The 20,128-nt window shown below is 73.9% G+C and carries 20 protein-coding genes; 12 read left to right on the forward strand and 8 right to left on the reverse strand.

Annotated elements, in window-relative coordinates:
- Nucleotides 1–2: 2 nt before the first annotated feature.
- Nucleotides 3–296, forward strand: coding sequence for a DUF6510 family protein (locus tag GA0070216_RS04090; protein WP_091239207.1), 294 nt, complete (start codon nt 3–5; stop codon nt 294–296).
- A gap of 99 nt (nt 297–395) precedes the next feature.
- Here GA0070216_RS04090 and GA0070216_RS04095 read toward each other — a convergent pair whose 3' ends face one another.
- On the reverse strand, nt 396–1,427 hold the full coding sequence (locus GA0070216_RS04095; RefSeq protein WP_091239210.1) for a LacI family DNA-binding transcriptional regulator: 1,032 nt from the start codon (nt 1,425–1,427) through the stop codon (nt 396–398).
- 223 nt (nt 1,428–1,650) lie between these two features.
- The gene (locus tag GA0070216_RS04100; RefSeq protein ID WP_091239213.1) at nt 1,651–2,736 is read right to left on the reverse strand and encodes a hypothetical protein; all 1,086 of its coding nucleotides are present in this window, start codon (nt 2,734–2,736) and stop codon (nt 1,651–1,653) included.
- A gap of 251 nt (nt 2,737–2,987) precedes the next feature.
- On the opposite strand from GA0070216_RS04100, the gene GA0070216_RS04105 reads away from it, so the two are divergent.
- A complete protein-coding gene (locus GA0070216_RS04105) occupies nt 2,988–4,289 on the forward strand; it encodes an NAD(P)/FAD-dependent oxidoreductase (RefSeq protein ID WP_091240761.1) in 1,302 nt (433 codons plus the stop codon).
- Between the two features lie 70 nt (nt 4,290–4,359).
- Here the strand turns inward: GA0070216_RS04105 and GA0070216_RS04110 are convergent, their stop codons facing one another.
- Entirely contained in the window at nt 4,360–5,415 is a 1,056-nt protein-coding gene (locus GA0070216_RS04110) for an AI-2E family transporter (RefSeq protein WP_091239215.1), read from the reverse strand.
- Between the two features lie 156 nt (nt 5,416–5,571).
- On the opposite strand from GA0070216_RS04110, the gene GA0070216_RS04115 reads away from it, so the two are divergent.
- The gene (locus GA0070216_RS04115) at nt 5,572–5,907 is read left to right on the forward strand and encodes a hypothetical protein (protein ID WP_091239220.1); all 336 of its coding nucleotides are present in this window, start codon (nt 5,572–5,574) and stop codon (nt 5,905–5,907) included.
- A gap of 90 nt (nt 5,908–5,997) precedes the next feature.
- Here GA0070216_RS04115 and GA0070216_RS04120 read toward each other — a convergent pair whose 3' ends face one another.
- Together GA0070216_RS04120 and GA0070216_RS04125 are read right to left on the reverse strand one after the other, a co-directional pair.
- The gene (locus tag GA0070216_RS04120; RefSeq protein WP_091239223.1) at nt 5,998–6,351 is read right to left on the reverse strand and encodes an STAS domain-containing protein; all 354 of its coding nucleotides are present in this window, start codon (nt 6,349–6,351) and stop codon (nt 5,998–6,000) included.
- Between the two features lie 101 nt (nt 6,352–6,452).
- Nucleotides 6,453–6,803: an STAS domain-containing protein gene (locus GA0070216_RS04125; RefSeq protein WP_176738862.1), complete on the reverse strand. Its 351-nt coding sequence runs from the start codon at nt 6,801–6,803 to the stop codon at nt 6,453–6,455.
- Between the two features lie 615 nt (nt 6,804–7,418).
- On the opposite strand from GA0070216_RS04125, the gene GA0070216_RS04130 reads away from it, so the two are divergent.
- The 5 genes from GA0070216_RS04130 (at nt 7,419) to GA0070216_RS04150 (ending at nt 11,695) form a co-directional block, all read left to right on the forward strand.
- On the forward strand, nt 7,419–8,975 hold the full coding sequence (locus GA0070216_RS04130; protein ID WP_245722294.1) for a PP2C family protein-serine/threonine phosphatase: 1,557 nt from the start codon (nt 7,419–7,421) through the stop codon (nt 8,973–8,975).
- Nucleotides 8,972–10,018, forward strand: a complete 1,047-nt coding sequence (locus tag GA0070216_RS04135) for a cobalamin B12-binding domain-containing protein (protein WP_091239227.1) — start codon at nt 8,972–8,974, stop codon at nt 10,016–10,018. Before GA0070216_RS04130 ends, GA0070216_RS04135 begins: the two co-directional genes overlap by 4 nt.
- A gap of 65 nt (nt 10,019–10,083) precedes the next feature.
- Nucleotides 10,084–10,452 carry an STAS domain-containing protein gene (locus GA0070216_RS04140; RefSeq protein ID WP_245722295.1) on the forward strand — a complete coding sequence of 123 codons (369 nt, stop codon included), beginning with the start codon at nt 10,084–10,086 and terminating at the stop codon, nt 10,450–10,452.
- Between the two features lie 129 nt (nt 10,453–10,581).
- Nucleotides 10,582–11,028 carry a response regulator gene (locus GA0070216_RS04145; protein WP_091239235.1) on the forward strand — a complete coding sequence of 149 codons (447 nt, stop codon included), beginning with the start codon at nt 10,582–10,584 and terminating at the stop codon, nt 11,026–11,028.
- A gap of 157 nt (nt 11,029–11,185) precedes the next feature.
- Entirely contained in the window at nt 11,186–11,695 is a 510-nt protein-coding gene (locus tag GA0070216_RS04150) for an ATPase (RefSeq protein ID WP_091239238.1), read from the forward strand.
- Nucleotides 11,696–11,760: 65 nt separating this feature from the next.
- Here GA0070216_RS04150 and GA0070216_RS04155 read toward each other — a convergent pair whose 3' ends face one another.
- The 3 genes from GA0070216_RS04155 to GA0070216_RS04165 all read right to left on the reverse strand — a co-directional run bounded on the left by GA0070216_RS04155 (nt 11,761) and on the right by GA0070216_RS04165 (nt 14,371).
- Nucleotides 11,761–12,591 (reverse strand): hypothetical protein, encoded by an 831-nt coding sequence (locus GA0070216_RS04155; protein WP_141723006.1) that lies wholly within the window; start codon nt 12,589–12,591, stop codon nt 11,761–11,763.
- A 271-nt stretch (nt 12,592–12,862) separates the two neighbouring features.
- A complete protein-coding gene (locus GA0070216_RS04160) occupies nt 12,863–13,288 on the reverse strand; it encodes an OsmC family protein (protein WP_091239242.1) in 426 nt (141 codons plus the stop codon).
- Between the two features lie 87 nt (nt 13,289–13,375).
- Nucleotides 13,376–14,371, reverse strand: coding sequence for a serine/threonine-protein kinase (locus GA0070216_RS04165; protein ID WP_091239245.1), 996 nt, complete (start codon nt 14,369–14,371; stop codon nt 13,376–13,378).
- Between the two features lie 308 nt (nt 14,372–14,679).
- Here GA0070216_RS04165 and GA0070216_RS04170 point away from each other — a divergent pair, with 308 nt between their 5' ends.
- The 4 genes from GA0070216_RS04170 (at nt 14,680) to GA0070216_RS04185 (ending at nt 20,125) form a co-directional block, all read left to right on the forward strand.
- Nucleotides 14,680–14,913 (forward strand): hypothetical protein, encoded by a 234-nt coding sequence (locus tag GA0070216_RS04170; RefSeq protein ID WP_091239248.1) that lies wholly within the window; start codon nt 14,680–14,682, stop codon nt 14,911–14,913.
- Between the two features lie 133 nt (nt 14,914–15,046).
- Nucleotides 15,047–15,793, forward strand: coding sequence for a response regulator transcription factor (locus tag GA0070216_RS04175; protein WP_091239250.1), 747 nt, complete (start codon nt 15,047–15,049; stop codon nt 15,791–15,793).
- The gene (locus GA0070216_RS04180) at nt 15,771–17,528 is read left to right on the forward strand and encodes a sensor histidine kinase (protein ID WP_091239253.1); all 1,758 of its coding nucleotides are present in this window, start codon (nt 15,771–15,773) and stop codon (nt 17,526–17,528) included. Before GA0070216_RS04175 ends, GA0070216_RS04180 begins: the two co-directional genes overlap by 23 nt.
- A 44-nt stretch (nt 17,529–17,572) precedes the next feature.
- Nucleotides 17,573–20,125, forward strand: a complete 2,553-nt coding sequence (locus GA0070216_RS04185) for a mannosyltransferase YkcB-related protein (protein WP_091239255.1) — start codon at nt 17,573–17,575, stop codon at nt 20,123–20,125.
- Nucleotides 20,126–20,128 lie beyond the last annotated feature (3 nt).

Raw genomic sequence — 20,128 nt, forward strand, 5'->3', positions numbered from 1 at the left:
CGATGACCGAGATGTCCTACCTGGACGGCAACATGCTCGACGGGCCGCTGCGCGAGCTGCTGGCGGTGGACCTGAGCGCGGCGACCGGGCGGTGCGCGTCGTGCGGCATGGTCGGCCCGATGGCCGGCCTGCGCGTCTACGCCCACGCCCCCGGGCTGGTGGGCCGCTGCCCCGCCTGCGCCGAGGTGATGCTGCGGCTGGTCCGCGCCCCCGACCGGGCCTGGCTGGACCTGCGCGGTGCGACCTACCTCCAGGTGCCGATGCCGACCGCGCCATCGTTCCCCCGTCCACTCTGACCCGCCGCCCGGGTGACCTCCCGGGGAGCCGGGCTCGCCGCCGGCCGGCGCGGTGCGGTGTGTGCGGGCCCTGCGGTCGGTGCGGTGCGGGGGCCGCGGTCAGTGCGGTGCGGCGGCGACCGACGCCCGACGGACCAGCGGGCACGGCATGAGGACGTGCCGGGCCACCCGTCGGCGGGACCCCTTCGGCCGGTCGAGCAGCTCCACCATGGTCTCGACCGCCCAGGCGCCCATCCCGTGGTGCGGCAACGCCACGGTGGTCAGCGCGGGGAACAACCCGTCCGCGATGCCTTCCTGGTTGTCGAAACCGACCACCGACAGGTCGTCCGGGACCCGCAGACCGAGCTCGGCCGCCGCCCGGTAGACGCCCATCGCCATCCGGTCGGTGAAACAGAACAGCGCCGTGGGCCGGTCGGGGGGAGCGAGCAGGGCCCGGGCCGCCCGGTGCCCGCCGGCGGAGTCGCCGACATCGGTACGGACCAGTTCGGGCCGGTACGGCACCCCTGCGGCCCACAGCGCCTCCCGGTAGCCGAGCAACCGGCCCCGCGCGGCGGGGAGGTCGGCCGTGCTGGTGACGAACCCGATCCGCCGGTGACCGTGGGTGAGTAGCTCCCGCACTGCCGCCTCGGCGCCGCCGCGTTCGTCCGGCACCACCGAGGGGAGGGTGGCGTCGTCGCTGCGGGCGTTGAGCAGCACCACCGGCATCGGGCGCAGCTCGTCGGGGACCCGCACCACCCGGTGGTCCGTGGTCGCGTAGAGCACGCCGTCGACCCGGTGCCGGGCCAGGGCCCGGATCTCCCGTCGTTCGCCCTCCGGGTCGCGCCCGGTGGTGAGCAGCAGCACCCAACCGCGTGCCGACGCGGTCTCCTGCGCGCCGAGGATGAGCTGCCCGGCCTGACCGGTGGCGGCGATGACGTCGCCGAGCAGACCCAGGGCGTACGACCGTTGCAGCCGCAGCCCCCGGGCCAGCCCGTTCGCCGCGTAGCCGAGCTGCCGGGCCACCGCCTCGACCCGTTCCCGGGTCTGTGCGCTGACCCGGGTGCCGGACTTGTTGTTCAACACGTGGGACACGGTGGTCACCGAGACGCCCGCCGCGGCGGCGACGTCCCGGATGCTCGCCTTCGGTCCCATCGGCTCACCTTCGTGCTGCTCGTGGCTCGGCCGCCGGGGCGACGGTCCGACAACGCTAGCCGAACCGGCTGGGAAGCGGAGATCACGTGCGGCACCCGGTCCACGGGTTGGGCGGGGCGGCGACACCCCGGGCGCGTGTCGGGCCGGCGGGCGGTGCCGTCCGGCGTCGTCCCACGGGTCGATGCCCGCCCGTGCGGTGCACCGGCGGGCATCGACGTCCCGCTCAGATCCGGGAGGTGAAGGCCACCAGCACCTGGTACGGCGCGGGCGTGCCGGTGTTGTCGAAGCAGATCACGTCCACCGGGGCGTCCACCGCGTACGACCACGGCTGGGTCAGGTTGCAGTAGTTGGGTCCGGTGCCCTGCGCGGTGACCTGGGCGTGCGTCTCCTTCTGCCCGAGCTGCTTGAAGGTGACCAGGTAGCGGCCGGCCGGCGCGAGCGGCGCGATGGTGTTGACGCCCACCCCGAGCTGGGAGTTGTCGTTGGTGGGGCCGCCCGCCGCGCTGGCCAGGTGACCGAAGAACTTCGGCGGGGCCAGCGACCCGATCACCGACCGTCCCCGGTGGTAGGAGAGGGCGAAGTCGGTGTTCACCGGGGCTCCGGCCTGGTCGAAGCAGAACACGTAGACCAGCACGTCGGTGCCGGACGCGCCCCACCGGGCGACGGTGCACCGGCGCGGCGCGGCGTTCGGTTGGATCGCGGTGGCCTGCACGTTGCCGGCCAGCACCCCGGCCAGCCCGACCCCGGGCAGCCGCACCGACCACTGTCCGACCCCCAACGGGGCCAGCGTGGCGGGCGCCCCGGTCGACACGTACGACTGGACCAGGCCGCTGACCCCGCCCTGGACGTAAGCGTGTGCGGTGCCGGCCGGCAGCACGCCGGAGCTGGTGGTCCACAGCACGGTGAACCGGCTGTCGTCGCGGGTGCCGCCGGGGGCGAAGCACTGCACGTCGACGATCTCGTCGGTGCCCGACTGGAACCAGCGCACCACGGTGCAGTAGTGCCCGGCCCGGTCCACCGGGGTCACGTGCGGCACCCCGCGCGCACCGGCGCCGATCTGCGGGAAGCGCACCTGGAACCGGCCCGGGGCGAGCTTGATGCCGGTGGCCCAGGCGGCCGGGAAGGCGGTCCTCCAGGTTCCCCACTGCCGGGTGGTGTCCAGGACGGTCCAGCTGGTGACCGTGGGATTGTCGACGTAGGCGAAACCCCAGCGGTCCGCGGTGGCCGCCGCGGCGGGTGCGGTCGGCGCGAGCCCCACGGCCGCCAGCAGGGCGGCCAGTGCGACGGCGACGACACGGCGAACTCTCATCTGTTCCTCCGATCGGTGGTGGTCGAACAGGAACTCAGCGTGAGCGGAAGGCGCGCCCAAAGCAACGGTCTCGTCTACGCGGTGTAACGACAGTCGGGAGCCCGTCACTGATGTATCAAACGGCCCACGACGCCCTCGCCCATCGCAGGAGTCCTTGCGGGCGGCGGGAAGGGTGACTCCGGGTCGCCGGCCGCCCCGCTCCGGCGCGATCCGACACGTTTGTCGTGCTGGCCGCCGGGAACGGAGCGGACATGACGAAACCTCGTGTGGTGATCGTGGGCGCCGGTTTCGCCGGTTACCACGCGGCGAAGACGTTGCGTCGGCTGGCCGGCGGGCGGGCCGAGATCGTGCTGCTGAACTCGACCGACTACTTCCTCTATCTGCCGCTGCTGCCCGAGGTGGCCGCCGGGGTGGTCGAGCCGACCCGGATCTCGGTCCCGTTGACCGGCACCCTGCCCGGGGTGCGGGTCGTCGTCGGCGAGGCCGACCGGGTCGACCTGGCCAACCGCTGGGTCGGGTTCACCGACCCGGAGGGGAAACGGGGCCAGTTGGCCTACGACCGGCTGGTGCTCTCTGTCGGCAGCGTCAACAAGCTGCTGCCCATCCCCGGCGTGACCGAGTACGCCCACGGCTTCCGGGGCCTGCCCGAGGCGGTCTACCTGCACGACCACGTGGTCCGTCAGATCGAGCTGGCGGAGCAGGCGCAGGACCCGGCCGAGCAGCAGGCCCGCGCCACCTTCGTGGTGGTGGGCGCGGGCTACACCGGCACCGAGGTGGCCGCGCACGGGCAACTCTTCACCGACGCGTTGCGGGCGCAGCGGCCCCGGTTGACGGTCCGCCCCCGGTGGATGCTGCTCGACGTGGCCCCCCGGGTGCTGCCGGAACTGGACGAGCGGATGTCGCGGACCGCCGACCGGGTGCTGCGTCGTCGCGGTGTCGACGTACGGATGGGCACCTCGGTCGCCGAGGCCACCGCCGACGGAGTCCGCCTCACCGACGGCGGGTACGTCCCGACCTGCACCCTGGCCTGGTGCGTCGGGGTACGCCCCGACCCGTTCGTGGCCGAGTTGGGCCTGCGCACCGAGAAGGGCCGGTTGGTGGTCGACGAGTACCTCACCGTGCCCGGCTTCCCCGAGGTGTACGCCTGCGGTGACGCCGCCGCCGCGCCGGACCTGGCCCGCCCCGGGCAGATCTGCGCGATGACCGCCCAGCACGCGCAGCGACAGGGCAAGCTCGCGGCGCAGAACATCGCCGCCTCCTACGGTCACGGTCGGCGACGGCCGTACAAGCACCACGATCTGGGCTGGGTGGTCGACCTCGGCGGAAAGGACGCGGCGGCGAACCCGCTGAAGCTGTCGCTGTCCGGGTTGCCCGCCAAGGCCGTCACCCGTGGCTACCACCTGTTGGCGATGCCCGGCAACCGGGCGCGGGTGAGCGCGGACTGGGTGCTCGACGCCGCGCTGACCAGGCCGGCGACCCAGCTCGGCCTGGTGCCGGCCAACGCCGTGCCGTTGGAGAGTTCCTCCCCCGAGGTGCCGGCACGCACCCGCTGACCGAAGCTGATCGGTCCGGCCACCGGCTCACCCCGGCGGCCGGACCAGCGGTGCGTCGGTCCTGCCCCGGTCACCCTCGCCGACCGTCGGGCGCGGCACCAGCGGGCGCGAACTCCCGTAGCAGCACCTGGACGATCCCGGCGGCCGGGATGGCCAGCAGCGCCCCGACCAGCCCGGCCAGTTCGGCCGCGACGAGCACGCTGGCCAGCACGGTGAGCGGGTTCAGTCGGACCGCCCGAGACATGATCAACGGTTGCAGCAGATGGTTCTCCACCTGCTGGTAGACGACGAAGAAGACCAGCACCACGATCCCGGCGGTGGGGGAGCGCAGGAAGCCGGCCCCGGACGCGACGATCGCCCCGAGCGTCGCGCCGACCAGCGGGATCAGGTCCGCGATCGCCACCAGCAGCGCGATGACCGCCGCGAACGGCACCCCCACCAACGCCAGCACGACGTACGTCCCGAGGCCGCAGATCACGCTGATCAGCAGGTTCCCGCTCAGGTAGCCGGTGATGACCCGCGAGGTGCCCCGCCCGATCCGCCGCAACCGCGCCCCCGCACCGGCACCGACCGCCCCGAGGGTGGTCCGGATTATCCGGGGCGCCTCCAGCACCATCAGGTAGGCCAGCACGACGACGGTGACCAGGCCGGCAAGGGTCTGCAGGACGCCGCGGAGCAGATTGGCGGCCGGTTTGCGCAGCTCGCCGCCGTACCGCTGAACCTGGTTGGAGTGGTGGCGGGTGTAGTCCAGCAGGCCGACCCGGTCGAGCAGACCACCCAGCGGGCCCTGCCCGGCGCGGGTCTGCCGCAGCAGTTCGGGGGCCCGGTCGGCGAACCGCCCGAACTCGTCCAGCAACGGCACCAGGATCACCGCGCCCACGGCCGCCAACAGCCCGAACACGGCCAGGAAGACGAGCAGGGTGGCCGTGGCCCGGTGGCGCACCAGCCGGCGCTCCACCCGGTCCACCAGGGGCGTGAGGGCCATCGCGAGAAACGCGGCGATCAGGATCCAGATCAGCACCCGACGGGTGAACCAGAGCAGACCGAGCCCGACGACGACCGTCAGCACCAGACCGATCACGATCAGCGCCCGACGGGCGATGTGGCGATCGTCGGCGGTACCCATCCGGCGCGGCTACCCCGGGTCGGGGCCCGGAAACCCGCCCTGCCGGCCCCGGTGGGCACCGGCTTCACTCGCCGGGGGTGAGGGGCGCTCACCCGTTCGGGGCAGATCATCGAGGCGACCGGAGGTCTTCCGAGGCACGCGGAAGGGAAGGTCGTCATGAAGAGGATCGTCGAGATCGTCCCGGCTCGTCCCGGCTGGTACTCGCGGTGGCAGGTCGGCCCCGAGGTGACGCGGTGCTACCCGGTGAGCCTCTGGGCCCTGCTGGAGGAGGCCGACGGCTCGGGCCGTGAGGTGGTGGGTGTGGACTGCGCCGGGCAGTGGCCCGGAGCGGAGGAGAACGAGTCGGGCGGGGGATTCGTCCGGTACCTGTTCCAGCTGCCCGATGCCGGTCCTCCGGAGGACGTCGAACCGCCCTCTTCCGCCCAACTGCGGTCGACCGGGCCACGACGGCAATCCGCCGTCACGGCGCAGGAACCCGTCGTCACCGGGTGACCGTCGGTCGTGGCGCGCAGGCACTCCTCCCGGCCCCCGGCCCCCGGCCCCCGGTCCCAGGGCCGGGGGCCACCCCGGCAGCGGGGTGGCTCAGCCCACCTCGCGGACGTCGTCGATGACGTGTGCCGTCGGTTGCTCCACGGCCAGCAGCTCGGTCAGACCGGTGCGGTCGAGCAGTTGTCGGAGCCGGACGCCGACCCCGGTCAACCGGACCGGCCCGGCACCGCCCTGGCTGAGCACCAGGAAGGCGCTCAGCCCCGACGAGTCGCACAGGCCGAGCCCGACGAGGTCGATCGTCAGCTCGGCGCAGCCGTCCGCGCGGGCCCGGGTCGCCGCGTCGAGCAGCTCCGGCGCGGTGTCGAAGTCGAGGTCACCGGTCAGCCGCAGCCGGGCGTGACCGACGGCGAGCCGGGTCACCTCGATGGACCACAGCTGCGGGCGCATGCCCCCATGTTCCCAATAACCGGTGACCGGGAAACGTCGGGGGTTCGCGGGATCAGCGCCCCGGGGCCGGACGGGCCCGTCGCGGTCGCTCGCCCCGGTGCTCAGGCGGACGCGGCGGGTCGCCTCGGCGCGGTGACGGCGGACTGCTCCGGCACCGGACGCGCCAACAGGCCGGTGACCCCCGTCATGTCCAGGATGGTCGCCAGGAACCGGGGCGTGGCCCGCAGCCGGATCAGCGTCCCGGCCCGCTGGCCCTCGCGCCAGGCGTGGACGATGACCGACAACCCGGTGCTGTCGATGAAGGTCAGACTGGAGAAGTCGAGGACGATCACCGGTGGCCGGCCCGCCAGCAGCCGGTCGACCTCCGCACGCAACGGTCCGGAGGTGGTGTAGGCCAGCTCGCCGCCGACCGAGATGACCGGCGACCGGGGATCGGACCGGTCCACCGACATGGTCAACGGGTCAGCTTCGGGATTCCTTGCAGGGGATACCACCGCACGCCTTTCCGCAGGGTCGACGGTCCGGCCGGACTACGCCGGATCGTAACAACCTCCCGGCGGGCCCGCAGGAGCGCGCAGGAGCGCGCATTCGGGCTGCCCCAGGTGCTGTGCGGTGGCGGTACCCGCGTTCCGGCGTAGGCTGAGCGGCACAGATTGGCACATACGGACTACCTCCGCAGCTCGGCGGATGGCGACAAGGGGAGTGGGGCTCAGCTGGTGACTGCTGCCGACGTCAGGGGTTTCGACCCGGGCGACGGGCGGATCTCCACGCCGAGTGCCGAACGGGCTCCGGCCCGATCCGCGGGCGCCGCCGCCGGGCTGCCGCCGTTGGCCCCGGACCACCGCAGTCCCGAACCTGTCCGGTCCGAGCCCGCCCGGTCCGAGCCCGCCCGGTCCGAGCCTGTCCGGTCCGAGCCCGCCCGGTCTGAGCCCGCCCGGTCTGAGCCCGCCCGGTCCGAGCCTGTCCGGTCTGAGCCCGCCCGGTCTGAGCCCGCCCGGTCCGGGCCTGCCTGGTCCGAGGTCGTCGAGCACTTCCGCGAGGGCCTGATCATCTGCGACGCCGACGGCGTGGTGGGACACGTCAGCCCGGTCGCTGAGCGGTTGCTGCCCGAGGTGACGCCCGGTCGCCGCCTGGCGGCCGCCGGGATCCCCGTGCTGACCGAGGTCGCCATCGACCCCGACGGGTTCGGTCATCACGGCCGGCGGTTGCGGATCCGACGGGTGCCGCTGTCCGGGTCCCGCAGCTGTCTCTATGTCGAGGACGTCACCGACAGCATCTCCCGGGCGGACGCGCTGCTCGCCGAGCGGGCCCGCTCCGCCTTCCTCGCCGTCGTGGGCGAGAAGCTGGGCAACCCGTTGCACCCGGACCGGGCCGCCGCCGCCGTCGTCCGGCTGACCGTACCCACCCTGGCCGAGGTGGCGGTGCTGGTGCTGGCACCCCGGTCCGGGCGGGCCCGGTGGTGGCGGGCGACCCGGGCCGACCACGAGTCCCCCACGGTGGACAGCGGCGTGCTGCCCGCCGCCGCGCTGCCCCCGGCGATCGCCGAGGGTCTGTCCGGTGTCGAACCGCACGCCGTGGACTGGCTCGTCGAGCAGGCGGTCGAGGCCGGGTGGCTGCCGGGGCTGACCGCCCGGGAGGTGACCGCCCGGGTGGTCCTGCTGCCCGGCCGGGACGCCCCGGTGGGCGTGCTGCTGGTGGCCCGCCGCACCCGCTGGTACGACGACGCCGACCTGGAACTCGTCCGGGCCTTCGCCGCCCGGGCCGGTGCCGCGCTCACCACCGCGATCCTCTACCGCAACCAGGCCGAGGTGGCCGACACCCTCCAGGCCAGTCTGGTGCCGGTGGAGCCGGCCGAGACGACCGGCGTGCAGTGGGGGACGGCGTACCGGCCGGCGCAGGCGAGCCTGCGCATCGGTGGCGACTTCTACGGCGCGCACCGGCTGGCCGACGGCGGCGCGGTGTTCTTCCTCGGCGACGTGTCCGGTAAGGGGGTGGAGGCCGCGGTCTTCACCGGGCAGCTGCGCCAGTGTCTCCAGGCGCTCCATCGTGTCGAGTCGCATCCCGGCCGGTTGGTGAAGCTGCTCAACGACGCCCTGCTGGAGACCACCCAGGCGCACGGTCAGGGTCGCTTCGCCACCCTGGTGCTCGGGACGGTACGCCCGCACCGCGACGGCGGCCTGTCGCTGACCATGGCCGGTGGTGGGCACCTGCCGCCGCTGGTGCTGCGCAACTCGGGCGAGGTCGAGGCGGTGCCACTGCGCGGCATGCTGATCGGCGTGGTCCCCGACCCCCGCGTCGGTGAGGTCACCGTACGGCTGGCCGTGGGGGAGACCTGCCTGCTCTACAGCGACGGGGTGACCGAGGCCCGGGGCGGGCGGCGCGGTGACGAGCAGTTCGGCCAGGACCGGTTGGTCCACGCGGTGACCGCCTGTCACCGGATGCCCGCCCCGGCGCTCGCCGAGCGGATCGCGCAGGTCACCTGCGACTGGCTGGCGCACGGCGACCACGACGACATCGCGGTGCTGGCGTTGCGGGCGACCGGTCCGGGTGGCCGCCCCCGGCGTCATCTGCACTCCGTCCCGGCCATCCCGGGCACGGCCGAGGAGAGGACCCCCCGCCCGTGACCGCCGCGACCGCCCCGGTCGACCCGTCGCACGCCTTCGCCGACTTCCTCGCCTGTCTGGAGGAGGCGGACGAGTACGGCGCGATCGAGGTCGCCACCGGGTTGCTCGACGCCGGTGTTCCGGCGGAACGGGTGCTGCTCGATCTGGTCGTCCCGGCCCAGATCGAGGTGGGCGAGCGGTGGGCCCGCAACGAGTGGAGTGTGGCGCAGGAACACGCCGCGACCCACATCAGCGAGCGGGTGGTGGCGGCGATCGCCGGGTATGCGGACCCGCGTCCCACCCGGGGGCGGATCGTGGTGGCCTGCATGGACGGTGAGTGGCATGCCCTGCCGCCCCGGCTGGTCGCCGAGGTGCTGCGACTGCGCGGCTGGCAGGTGACCTTCCTGGGCGCCAGTGTGCCCGCCGCGCACCTGGTGTCGTACCTGCACCGGCACGACGCGTACGCGGTCGCGTTGGCCTGTGCCCTGCCGATGCGACTGCCGTACGCGCATCGGATGATCGAGGCGTGCCGACGCTCGGACGTGCCGGTGGTGGTCGGTGGCCGCGGTTTCGGTGTCGACGGCCGGTGGGCCCGGCGGCTCGGGGTCGCCTGGGCGGCGGACGCCCCGGGCGCGGCCGACCTGGTCGCCGACGAGCGGGCGTTGCGCCGGGTCCCGCCGGCGGACCTGTCCCACCTCGCCGATCACGAGTACGCCGGCCTGGTGAAACGACGTAGCGAGCTGATCGACTCGGCGGTGGCGGAGTTGCGGGCCCGGGTGCCGTCGGTCGAGGACTACACCTCGGCCCAGTGGGACGCCACGGTGGGCGATCTCGGCTACATCGTGGACTCGCTGGCCGCCGCCGTCTACGTCGACGACCCGGTGCTGTTCACCGACTTCGTGGCCTGGTTGGTGACGATCCTGGCGAGCCGGGGGGTCCCGGACACGGCGGTCGCGTCGACCCTGGGCCACTACGGGCACGCCCTGCGTGACTTCCCCCGGGCGGGCCGGTTCGTGGCGTTGGGCGCGGCGGCGACCGTCGCGACCGGGGGCGTCCGGCACTGACGCGGCGTTGCGGGGCTCCCGGGGAGCGCTGCGTATACTTGCTGCACTGCAAGGGTGTACCTGCGGTGGGAGCGAGAGGGACGACGTTGACCTTCACCGTCACGCACGACGAGCGGGATGGTGGCGGTGTGTGCCTGCGGCTCGCGGGTGAGCTGGATCTCGGTGCGGCCGGGGCGCTCAACGCCGAGATCGACCGGCTCGTGGCCGGCGGCGAGCGACATCTGCTGCTCGACCTCGGCGGCCTGACCTTCTGTGACTCCACCGGCATCGCGGCCTTCGTGCGCGGTGACAACATGGCGGCTGCCCACGGCGGCTGGTTGCGGCTGTCCGGAGCGACCGGCCGGGTGGATCGGGTTCTCCAGATCACCGGCCTTGCCGACGTGCTGCGTTACCAGCCGGAGACCGCCGACCCGCGGTCGTCGTCCGCCCGGTGATGGGCTAAATTTCCCCGCCAGCGGATAACCGAGCGGTTTCCCACCCTGCGGGTGACCGCGTTCGATTACCCCGCCGGCGGGGTACCGAGACCGTCGTCCCCCGATCGCCGAGACAGACAGGTTGGACCCATGGACCGAGGCGTTACGAACCCCGTCCGCATCCTGGTGGTCGACGACGACCCGGGTGACGTGCTGATGATCGAGGAAGCCCTGGCGGACTCCGAGATCGCCAAGGTCATCGACGTGGTCGGTGACGGTCAGGAGGCGATGGAGTTCCTGCGTCGGGAGGGCCGGCACGTCGACGCCCGTCGCCCCGACGTGATCCTGCTCGACCTGAACATGCCCCGGATGGACGGGCGTCAGGTGCTCGGCGAGGTCAAGCGGGACGACGACCTGCGGACGATCCCGATCGTCGTGCTGACCACCTCGAACGCGGACACCGACATCGTGGGCAGCTACAGCCTGCAGGCCAACGCCTACGTCACCAAGCCGATCGACCTGGACGACTTCAACGACGTGGTGCGCCGGATCGACGAGTTCTTCGGTCGGGTCGTGGTGCTGCCGAAACGTTCCTGATCGCGTGGTTCGCCCCGGCGCGTCCCCCGCGCCGGGGCCGCACCGGCCGCCCGGCCCGCAGTTGCTGAACATTTTTCCCGAACCGCCCCCGTGGTCGTCCGCTGCCACGAGGATCGAACGGGGACAGACGTACCAGCTTCCTGGGGGGCGACACGTGATGAGGTTCTCCGTCGTGGGGTCCGGCTACGACCGGCAACAGGTCGATTCCTACCTGGACGAGCTCGCGGTCCGGTTGACCCGACTCGCCGCGCGGGTGGAGGTGATCGTCGGCGCGGGGCGGGACCCGGACCAGATCCGCCAGGAGACCACCCTGCTCCTGGCGCTGGTCGATCGCCGGCAGGCCGACGGTGACCGGGCGGCCCGACCGGCGGCCGAGATCCTGGCCCGGGCGCGCGGCGAGCTCGACGCCGCCCGGGAGGAGGCCCGACACCTGCGTGAGCGGGTGTACGCCGAGGCGGTGCAGGCCCGCCGGGAGTTCGAGGCGTCGTTGCGCGAACGGCGGCACCGGGCGGCCCGGGTGGATCAGCTCCTGACCGGGCTGACCGTCGGGACCGTGCCGGTCGACACCCCGACCGCCGCCGCCGGGGGTGTTCCGGCGACCCGGGTGGCCGCCGGCGTCGACGAGGTGCCGGCCGACCGACCGGCGCCGGGGACCTGGGTGGCCTGACCGGCCCGCCGTTACCCTGAGACCGGCCCGCCGTTTGCCCTGGCTGCCCCCGCCAGGACCGTGGCTCAGGTCAGGGCCTCCACCACGGCGGTGGCCCGCTGCTCGTGCCGCGCGTAGGCGTCGGGGTAGGCGGAGATCTGCACGGCCTGCGCGGCGGCGGTGACGCTGAGGTCCCGCCAGCCGGGGATCTCGGCCAGCGCCGAATAGAAGGCCCGGGCCGCATAGTCGGGACGCATCAACTGGGCCACGCTGCCCCAGCCGCTGCTCGGGCGCTGCTGGAACAGGCCGAGCGAGTCGTGGTCGGACCCGCTGCCCTGGTGCGGGTGGTCGTACGACTCGGGCAGCACGTCGCTGGCGAGGTTGTGCAGGTCGCTCTCCTGCATGGCGGTGGCGACGGCGACCACCATGCCGCGCCGGGGCACGCCGAGGTCGACACCGACGTCGACGATCTTCTTGGCGTTGTCCATCTGGAGCGGGGTGAGGCCGGCGACCGGGCGGGGCCGGGCCGGTGTCGTCGTGGCGCTGCGGGCGGCCGGTGGGCGGGGACTCGCCGGGACCGGGGTGACCGGGACGGCCAACGGCGCGGCGGCCCGTTCCCGGGCCCGGGAGGCCCGCTGCTCGTCGGCGGCCCGGTCGGCCAGCACCTCCTGCACCGGCCGGGGCTGCCGGTCGACGTGGTGCGTGCCGGCGAACGCGAGCAGTCCCAGGCAGCAGGTGACGCCGCCGGCGAGAGCGATCCGGGCGGGGGCCGAGGTGAGCGCGGCGCGGGCACCCTGCCGGGGCGGCTCCGGTGCGCGGTGTCGGCCGATCCTCCGTTCGTCCGAGGCCACCCCGGTCGAAGGGCCAGCCGGGCACGGTCGGGCCGGTTGCTGCTCAGCGGTGTCGTCGGGGTGCACCCGCCGAGGCTAGAGAGGTTTCGGCCGTAGGCCACCACCGCTGCGGGTGGCCTGCACCACAACGGGCCACGAGCCGCCCGGACATCCATCATCAAAAGCGACTAGATTCGCTAAAGCGCTAAGTCAACCTTGTCTCTTATGGAGCCTTTTCCGTGCGGTAACGGACGGAAGTCGATCGTTCTCGACCGATGGCCGGGCCTGGGTCGTCCGGCGGAAGTGCCGGTGGCCGTACCGTCGATGGGCTGTCCACCGGACGGATGGGCGGCGCAACTCAGTGGCGGCCGTTCTCGGCCGCGCTCACCGTCAACCGGTGCCGGCTGTTGTCATCGCTGGAGAAGGGCCACAGCCGATCGGCGTACGCGACCAGCTCGGCCAGCTGGTCCCGGCTCAACCCCACCGACGAGATGCTGGCGTGCACGTCGGCCCGGTACCGGCCGTCGTCGTCGCGCCCCAGCTTGGCCTCGGCGGTCACCTGCACCGTGTGCGCCTCGTCGGTGATCGCCCCGGCCGCCTCGACCGCCGCATGGTGCAGGCAGGAGGCGAAGGCGGCGGCGAGCAACTGCTCCGGGGTCAACCCGGTGCAGTGCGGCGCGAGCGGCGACGCCAACGCGGAGGAGAGCCCGCCGTCGTCGGTGCGTACATGTCCGCCCGTGGCGGTCGCGCTGGCCTCGTGCAGCCAGGAACTCGGATCCGGCATCGCGTTCCTCCCTCACTCGTCGGCCGGATTCCCGGCCACGAACGGGTGAAACGCCGTGGCCCGCAGCGCCCGGCGGGCGGCACCGGGTCAGAGCGATCCGGTACGGGACCGGTCGTGCAGCGCCACCGCCTCGGTCGCCTCCGTCGTCGCCCGCTCGGTCCACGGCGCCACCGCCTCGGTCGCCTCCGTCGCCGCCTGCTCGGTCCACGGCGACATCGCGGCCACCCGGGGCCGGGGCACCGAGCTCAGCATCGGCACGTAGACCCGGGCGTCGACCACCTCCGCCAGCTCCAGCGCCGCCACCAGGCTGCTGGGCCGCTGGTGCGGGTCGTCGTCGAGGCAGCGTCGGCACAGGTCCACCACCTCGGGCGGCAACCCCACGATGGGTGGCAGCGGCTCCGCCGTGATCTTTCGACGGGCCCCGACCAACTGGGTGGCGGTGGTCCCCGCCGCGTACGGCAACCGCCTGGTGAGGCAGTAGTAGAGCAGCACCCCCACCGCGTACATGTCGGCGGCGGGGGTGGCCGGCTGCCGGTCGAACTGCTCCGGGGCCAGGTACGCCGGAGTCCCCACCACCATGCCGTCCGGGCTGTGGTCGCGGGCCCCGGCCGGGGTGGCGATGCCGAAGTCGAGCACCTTCGCCCCCGACGGGGTGAGCATGACGTTGGCCGGTTTGACGTCGCGGTGCACGATGCCGTGCGCGTGGGCCGCGGCCAGCGCGGCGGCCACCTCGGCGCAGACCCGCACGGCGATGCGCCAGTCCAACGGCCCGGCCCGCAGGTGCGCGGCGAGGGTCTCCCCCTCCACCAGCTCCATCACGATGTACGGCATCTCCCGGCCCGGCAGCGTCGTGGAGGTGCCGAAGTCGTGCACGCCGGCGACGTTGGGGTGCACCAGCCGGGCTGCGGAGCGGGCCTCGGTCCTGATCCGCTCGACCGAGGTCTCCTCGCCCCGGTGGGCGGGGGACATCAGCTTCACCGCGACCGGTCGGTCCAGCACGATGTCGTGGGCCCGCCAGACCTCCGACATCCCACCCATGCCGATGCGCTGTTCGAGCTGGTACCGCCCGGCGAGCGTCCTCATCGACCCGCTCCTGTCCATGCCGACCGCGTCGCCGGGATGGCGATGGCGCTCCCCAGCCGGTACCCGGCCGCTGGTCAGGGCAAACCGCTCCGCGTGCCCGGCGGGCCGCTGCGTAGGGCAAACCGTCGGCGTGCCCGCCGGGCCGCCACGGCAGCCGCCGGGCCTGCGCCGGCGGCGGTCGTCCGGTGGTGGGCTCGGCCGAGCGACCCCGCCACGGCCGGGGTGTGCGGTAGCTTGCCCGCCACGGCCGGGGTGTGCGGTAGCTTGCCGGGGTGGCCGGCGTGTCGTCGGCCCCAGAGGGAGGGCCGATGAGCGAGGTGACCGTACGCTTCGTCGGCGGGCCGGCCCACGACCTGGTCCGGGCGCTGCCGGCCGACCCGGCGGGCACGCCGCCGCTCCGCTGGGTGCTGCGCCACCCGGACGCCCCGCCGGCCCCCGGTGGGGGCGGCCCCGACCACCTCTACCAGCGGGACCGGCCAGCCGCCGACGGGGTCTGGACGATGTCCTTCGTGCACACCTATCCGATCGGGGTGGGCCAGTAGCGGCCCGCAGAACCGGGATCGGCTCACCCCGGCCCCATCCGGCCCGGTACGGTCGAGCGGGGCCGCCGCCGCGCACAGCCGGCGCACAGGATGCGCATAGGTCAGCGCCAGTAACCGGTCCCACGATGGGGGCATGGTGACCGACGGGCAGACCCTACCGAACCGGATCGAGCTTCGCCGTCCCGATGGGGAGCCTGTCCGGGTGCTGGTGGTCGACGACGAACCCACCCTGACCGACCTGCTCTCGATGGCGCTGCGCTACGAGGGGTGGCAGGTGCGCAGCGCGGGCAACGGCATGGCGGCGTTGAGTGCGGCCCGGCAGTTCCAGCCCGACGCGGTGGTGCTCGACGTGATGCTGCCCGACCTGGACGGCTTCCAGGTGCTGCGTCGGCTGCGCGAGCAGACCCCGACCGTCCCGGTGCTCTTCCTGACCGCCCGGGACGCGGTCGAGGAGCGGATCGCCGGGTTGACCGTCGGTGGCGACGACTACGTCACCAAGCCGTTCAGCTTGGAGGAGGTCATCGCCCGACTGCGTGCCCTGCTGCGGCGCACCGGCTTCGCGGTGACCGCCCGCGAGGAGGCCGTGCTCACCGTCGGCGACCTCAGCCTCGACGAGGACAGCCACGAGGTGCGTCGGGGCGACGACCTGATCACCCTGACCGCCACCGAGTTCGAGCTGCTGCGCTATCTGATGCGCAACCCGCGCCGGGTGCTGAGCAAGGCGCAGATCCTCGACCGGGTCTGGAACTACGACTTCGGCGGGCAGGCCAACGTGGTCGAGCTGTACATCTCGTACCTGCGGAAGAAGATCGACGTGGGACGCCGGCCGATGATCCACACCCTGCGCGGCGCCGGTTATGTCCTCAAGCCCGCGCCGTGACCGGGCCGGCTGGTCGCTGCGTCGCTGGCTGGCCGGCTGGTCGCTGCGTCGTCGGCTGGTGCTCGCGGTGGTCGCCCTCCTCGCCCTGGTCAGTGTGGGCATCGGCGGGCTGACCACCATCGCGCTGCGGCACTTCCTGGTCTATCAGGTCGACAGCCAGCTCGCCATGGACAACCGTCGTTTCGACAGCCGACTGCCCGGGGACCGCCCCCCGGACCAGCTGCGCCCCTCCGACCAGGCCTCCGGCCGGCAGACCCAGCCCGACCCGCCGCCGACGTTTCCGATCGGCTCGATCTCGGTGCGGGTCGCCCCCTCGGGGGAGACGTCGGCGCGGATCCGGACCAGCTCCGGCGCGACCGACGCGCTCGCCGCCGCCGAGGTGACCCCACTGACCCGCCTGCCCACCGGCCGCGCGCCGCACACCGTCGAGCTGGGCGACCGGGGGGACTACCGGGCGGTGGCCCGCCGGTTCTCCGACGGCGGCATCGTGGTCTTCGCCATTCCGCTGCGGCTGGTGCAGGAGACGGTGTGGTGGATGGTCGTCGCCCAGGCGGGGGTCGCGGCCGCTGGTCTGCTCGTCGCCGGCAGCCTGGGCGCGTTGATCGTCCGGGCCACGTTGCGTCCGTTGCACCGGGTGGCGGCCACCGCCGGGCGGGTCGCCGAGCTGCCGCTGGACCGGGGTGAGGTGGCCCTGTCGGTACGGGTGTCCGCCGCCGACACCGATCCGCGTACCGAGGTGGGGCAGGTGGGCGCGGCGCTGAACCGGATGCTGGGTCACATCGCCGCCGCGCTCGCCGCCCGGCAGGCCAGCGAGACCCGGGTACGCCAGTTCGTCGCCGACGCCTCGCACGAGCTGCGCACCCCGCTGGCTGCGATCCGGGGCTACGCGGAGGTGGCCCGCCGGGGCCGGGACCGGGTGCCGCCGGACGTGGCCCACGCGCTGCGCCGGGTCGAGTCCGCCAGCACCCGGATGACCAGCCTCGTCGACGACCTGCTGCTGCTGGCCCGGCTCGACTCCGGCCGTCCGCTGGCCACCGGGCCGGTCGACCTGACCGCGATGGTGGTGGACGCGGTCAGCGACGCCCACGTGGCCGGCCCCGAACACCGGTGGCAGCTCGACCTGCCCGACGAGGCGCTGGAGGTGCCGGGCGATGCCGTCCGGCTGCACCAGGTGGTGGCGAACCTGCTGGCCAACGCGCGGGTGCACACCCCACCCGGCAGCACCGTCACCACCCGGCTCGCCCCGGTGCCCGGCGCGGTGGAGATCAGCGTCGCCGACGACGGCCCGGGGGTGCCGGCGGAGCTGCGCGACGAGGTCTTCGAACGGTTCGCCCGGGGGGACAGCTCGCGGTCCCGGGAACACGGCAGCACCGGCCTGGGCCTGGCCATCGTGGCCGCCGTGGTGGAGGCCCACCACGGCACCGTCGCCCTGGAGAGCCGACCGGGCCGCACCGTCTTCACCGTGCGGTTGCCGGACTCCACCGTGCCCGCACGGCAGGCCGCCGATCTGCCCGCACGGCAGGCCGCCGATCTGCCCGCACGGCAGGCCGCCGATCTGCCCGCACGGCAGGCCGCCGATCTGCCCGCACGGCAGGCCGCCGACCTGTCCGCACGGCAGGCCGCCGACCTGTCCGCACCGCCGGATTCCGATACGCCCGCGTCGCGGCATTCCGCCGCCCCCGCGCTGCCGGATGCCGGCGCAGCCGGGCCGCCGGATTCCACAGCCCACGCATAGCCGGGTCATGGGGTCGACCCAACCAGCTCCCCCAGGCTGGCCGCATGGACAGAACCGAGAGCCTGGTGACGACGCCGGCCAGCCCGCCGGACGCCGCGACCGCACCGCCGTCGGCCGGGCCTGACGCCGCGACCGCACCGCGCTCGGGCCCGCCCGACGGCGCGACCGTAGGGCCGGCCCGGTCGGCGTCGGTCCACCCGGGCGCGGTCGACGCCCCACCACGACGTGATCCGCGCTGGGTAAGGCCCGCCCTGGCGGTGCTGCTGCTCGGCACCGGCCTGCTCTACCTGTGGGGCCTGGGGGCGTCCGGCTGGGCGAACTCGTTCTACTCGGCGGCCGTGCAGGCCGGCGCGGAGAGCTGGAAGGCGTTCTTCTACGGCTCCTCCGACGCGGCCAACTCGATCACCGTCGACAAGACGCCGGCCTCGCTGTGGCTGATGGCCCTGTCGGTGCGCATCTTCGGGCTCAACAGCTGGGCCATCCTGGTGCCGCAGGCGCTGCTCGGGGTCGCCTCGGTCGGTGTCCTGTTCGCCACCGTCCGCCGCTGGTACGGCCCGGCCGCCGGCCTGATCGCCGGGACGGTCCTGGCGCTCACCCCGGTCGCCACGCTGATGTTCCGGTTCAACAACCCGGACGCGCTGCTGGTCCTGCTGCTGGTGCTCGGCGCGTACGCCACGGTGCGGGCGGTGGAGACGGCCAGCACCCGGTGGATCGTGCTGGTCGGGGTGCTGGTCGGCTTCGGCTTCCTCACCAAGATGCTCCAGGCGTTCCTGGTGATCCCGGTCTTCGCCGGGGTCTACCTGCTGGCCGCGCCGACCGGCTTCTGGCGGCGGGTCCGGCAGTTGCTGCTGGCCGGTCTGGGGCTGATCGTGGCCGCCGGCTGGTGGGTGGCGACGGTGGAACTGGTCCCGGCCAGCGCCCGGCCGTACATCGGCGGTTCGCAGCAGAACAGCATCCTGGAGCTGACCCTCGGCTACAACGGCCTCGGCCGGATCACCGGTGACGAGGAGGGCAGCGTCGGTGGAGGCGCCCGGATGGGCGGCGGCGGTGGGCCGTTCTCCGGGCAGACCGGCTGGCTGCGGATGTTCGACACCGAGGTCGGCGGCCAGATCTCCTGGCTGCTGCCGGCCGCGCTGATCCTGCTCGTCGCCGGCCTGGTGCTGGCGGGCCGGGCGGCCCGTACCGACCGCCGTCGCGCCGGGCTGCTGCTGTGGGGCGGTTGGCTGCTGGTCACCGGGCTGATCTTCAGCTTCATGTCCGGCATCTTCCACGCGTACTACACAGTAGCTCTGGCACCGGCGGTCGGCGCGCTGGTCGGCATCGGCACCGTCCTGCTCTGGCGGGAACGCCGGGCCCTCGCTGCCGAACCCGCCACCCCGGTCACCGGCACCGCGGTGCCCGCCGGGCCGGTCGCCGCACCGGGTGGCGACGCCGCGACGGCCCCCGGTGTCGACGCCGCGACCGGGTCGGCTGTCGACCGCGCGACCGGGTCGGCTGTCGACCGCGCGACCGGGTCGGCTGTCGACCGCGCGACCGGGTCGGCTGTCGACTCCGCGCCCACGTCGGGTGTGGACTCCGCGACCGGGTCGGTGGCCGGTGGTCGCCGGTCCGTCCGGTGGCGGGGGTGGTTCGCCACCGTCACCCTGGCCGGCGCCCTCGCGGTGACCGCCTGGTGGTCCTGGCAACTACTCGGCCGCAGCCCTGACTTCCACCCCTGGCTGCGCCCGGTCGTGCTGGTCGCCGGCCTCGCCGTGGCGGTGCTGATCGTGCTCGCCCGGCGGCTGCCCCGGCGGCTGGTACCGGTGGTGCTGGCGCTCGGCGCGTCGGCCGTGCTGGCCGGCCCGGCGGCGTACGCGGCGCAGACCGCCGGCACCCCGCACACCGGGTCCATCCCGAGCGCCGGCCCGAACGTGCCGGGCGGCTTCGGCCCGGGTCGGGGCGGACCCGGCGGCCGGATGGGCAACGGCATGGAGTTCCCCGGTGGCGGTTTCCCCGGTCGCGGCGGTTTCCCGGGCGGCAACCGGGACGGCGGCACCGGCCAGAACGGTCCGCCTCCCGGCTTCCCCGGCGGCACCGCCAACGGCGGCACGGGCCAGTTCCCCGGCTTCCCCGGCGGCACCCGTCAGGACGGCGGCACCGGTCAGGACGGTGGCACGGGCCAGAACGGTGGCACCGGTCAGGATGGTGGGCGTACCGGGGGCGGCCAGGGGCGCACCGGCGGCGGGATGGGCGGCCTGCTCGACTCCCGGGAGCCGAGCGCCGCGCTGAAGGCGCTGCTGGCGGCCGACGCCGACGACTACACCTGGGTCGCGGCGACCGTCGGCTCCAACAACGCCTCCGGCTACCAACTCGCCACCGGCCGACCGGTGATGGCGATCGGCGGATTCAACGGCAGTGACCCGTCGCCCACCCTGGCCCAGTTCCAGGCGTACGTGGCCGAGGGGAAGATCCATTACTTCGTCGGCGGGGGCGGCTTCCGGGCCAACGGGGGCAGTTCCGCCTCCCAGGAGATCGCCGCCTGGGTCACCGAGACCTTCACGGCGCAGACCGTGGACGGGGTCACCGTCCACGACCTGAGCAGCGCAGGGGAGGGCTGAGCC

It is taken from the genome of Micromonospora matsumotoense, assembly GCF_900091525.1.
GTDB classification, from domain to species: domain Bacteria; phylum Actinomycetota; class Actinomycetes; order Mycobacteriales; family Micromonosporaceae; genus Micromonospora; species Micromonospora matsumotoensis.

Bases quoted from the DNA above. Each gene is read 5' to 3' on its own strand.
- GA0070216_RS04090 (WP_091239207.1), top strand. From the start codon at position 3: ATGACCGAGATGTCCTACCTGGACGGCAACATGCTCGACGGGCCGCTG.
- GA0070216_RS04095 (WP_091239210.1), bottom strand. From the start codon at position 1,427: ATGGGACCGAAGGCGAGCATCCGGGACGTCGCCGCCGCGGCGGGCGTC.
- GA0070216_RS04100 (WP_091239213.1), bottom strand. From the start codon at position 2,736: ATGAGAGTTCGCCGTGTCGTCGCCGTCGCACTGGCCGCCCTGCTGGCG.
- GA0070216_RS04105 (WP_091240761.1), top strand. From the start codon at position 2,988: ATGACGAAACCTCGTGTGGTGATCGTGGGCGCCGGTTTCGCCGGTTAC.
- GA0070216_RS04110 (WP_091239215.1), bottom strand. From the start codon at position 5,415: ATGGGTACCGCCGACGATCGCCACATCGCCCGTCGGGCGCTGATCGTG.
- GA0070216_RS04115 (WP_091239220.1), top strand. From the start codon at position 5,572: ATGAAGAGGATCGTCGAGATCGTCCCGGCTCGTCCCGGCTGGTACTCG.
- GA0070216_RS04120 (WP_091239223.1), bottom strand. From the start codon at position 6,351: ATGCGCCCGCAGCTGTGGTCCATCGAGGTGACCCGGCTCGCCGTCGGT.
- GA0070216_RS04125 (WP_176738862.1), bottom strand. From the start codon at position 6,803: ATGTCGGTGGACCGGTCCGATCCCCGGTCGCCGGTCATCTCGGTCGGC.
- GA0070216_RS04145 (WP_091239235.1), top strand. From the start codon at position 10,582: ATGGACCGAGGCGTTACGAACCCCGTCCGCATCCTGGTGGTCGACGAC.
- GA0070216_RS04150 (WP_091239238.1), top strand. From the start codon at position 11,186: ATGAGGTTCTCCGTCGTGGGGTCCGGCTACGACCGGCAACAGGTCGAT.
- GA0070216_RS04160 (WP_091239242.1), bottom strand. From the start codon at position 13,288: ATGCCGGATCCGAGTTCCTGGCTGCACGAGGCCAGCGCGACCGCCACG.
- GA0070216_RS04165 (WP_091239245.1), bottom strand. From the start codon at position 14,371: ATGAGGACGCTCGCCGGGCGGTACCAGCTCGAACAGCGCATCGGCATG.
- GA0070216_RS04170 (WP_091239248.1), top strand. From the start codon at position 14,680: ATGAGCGAGGTGACCGTACGCTTCGTCGGCGGGCCGGCCCACGACCTG.
- GA0070216_RS04175 (WP_091239250.1), top strand. From the start codon at position 15,047: ATGGTGACCGACGGGCAGACCCTACCGAACCGGATCGAGCTTCGCCGT.
- GA0070216_RS04180 (WP_091239253.1), top strand. From the start codon at position 15,771: ATGTCCTCAAGCCCGCGCCGTGACCGGGCCGGCTGGTCGCTGCGTCGC.
- GA0070216_RS04185 (WP_091239255.1), top strand. From the start codon at position 17,573: ATGGACAGAACCGAGAGCCTGGTGACGACGCCGGCCAGCCCGCCGGAC.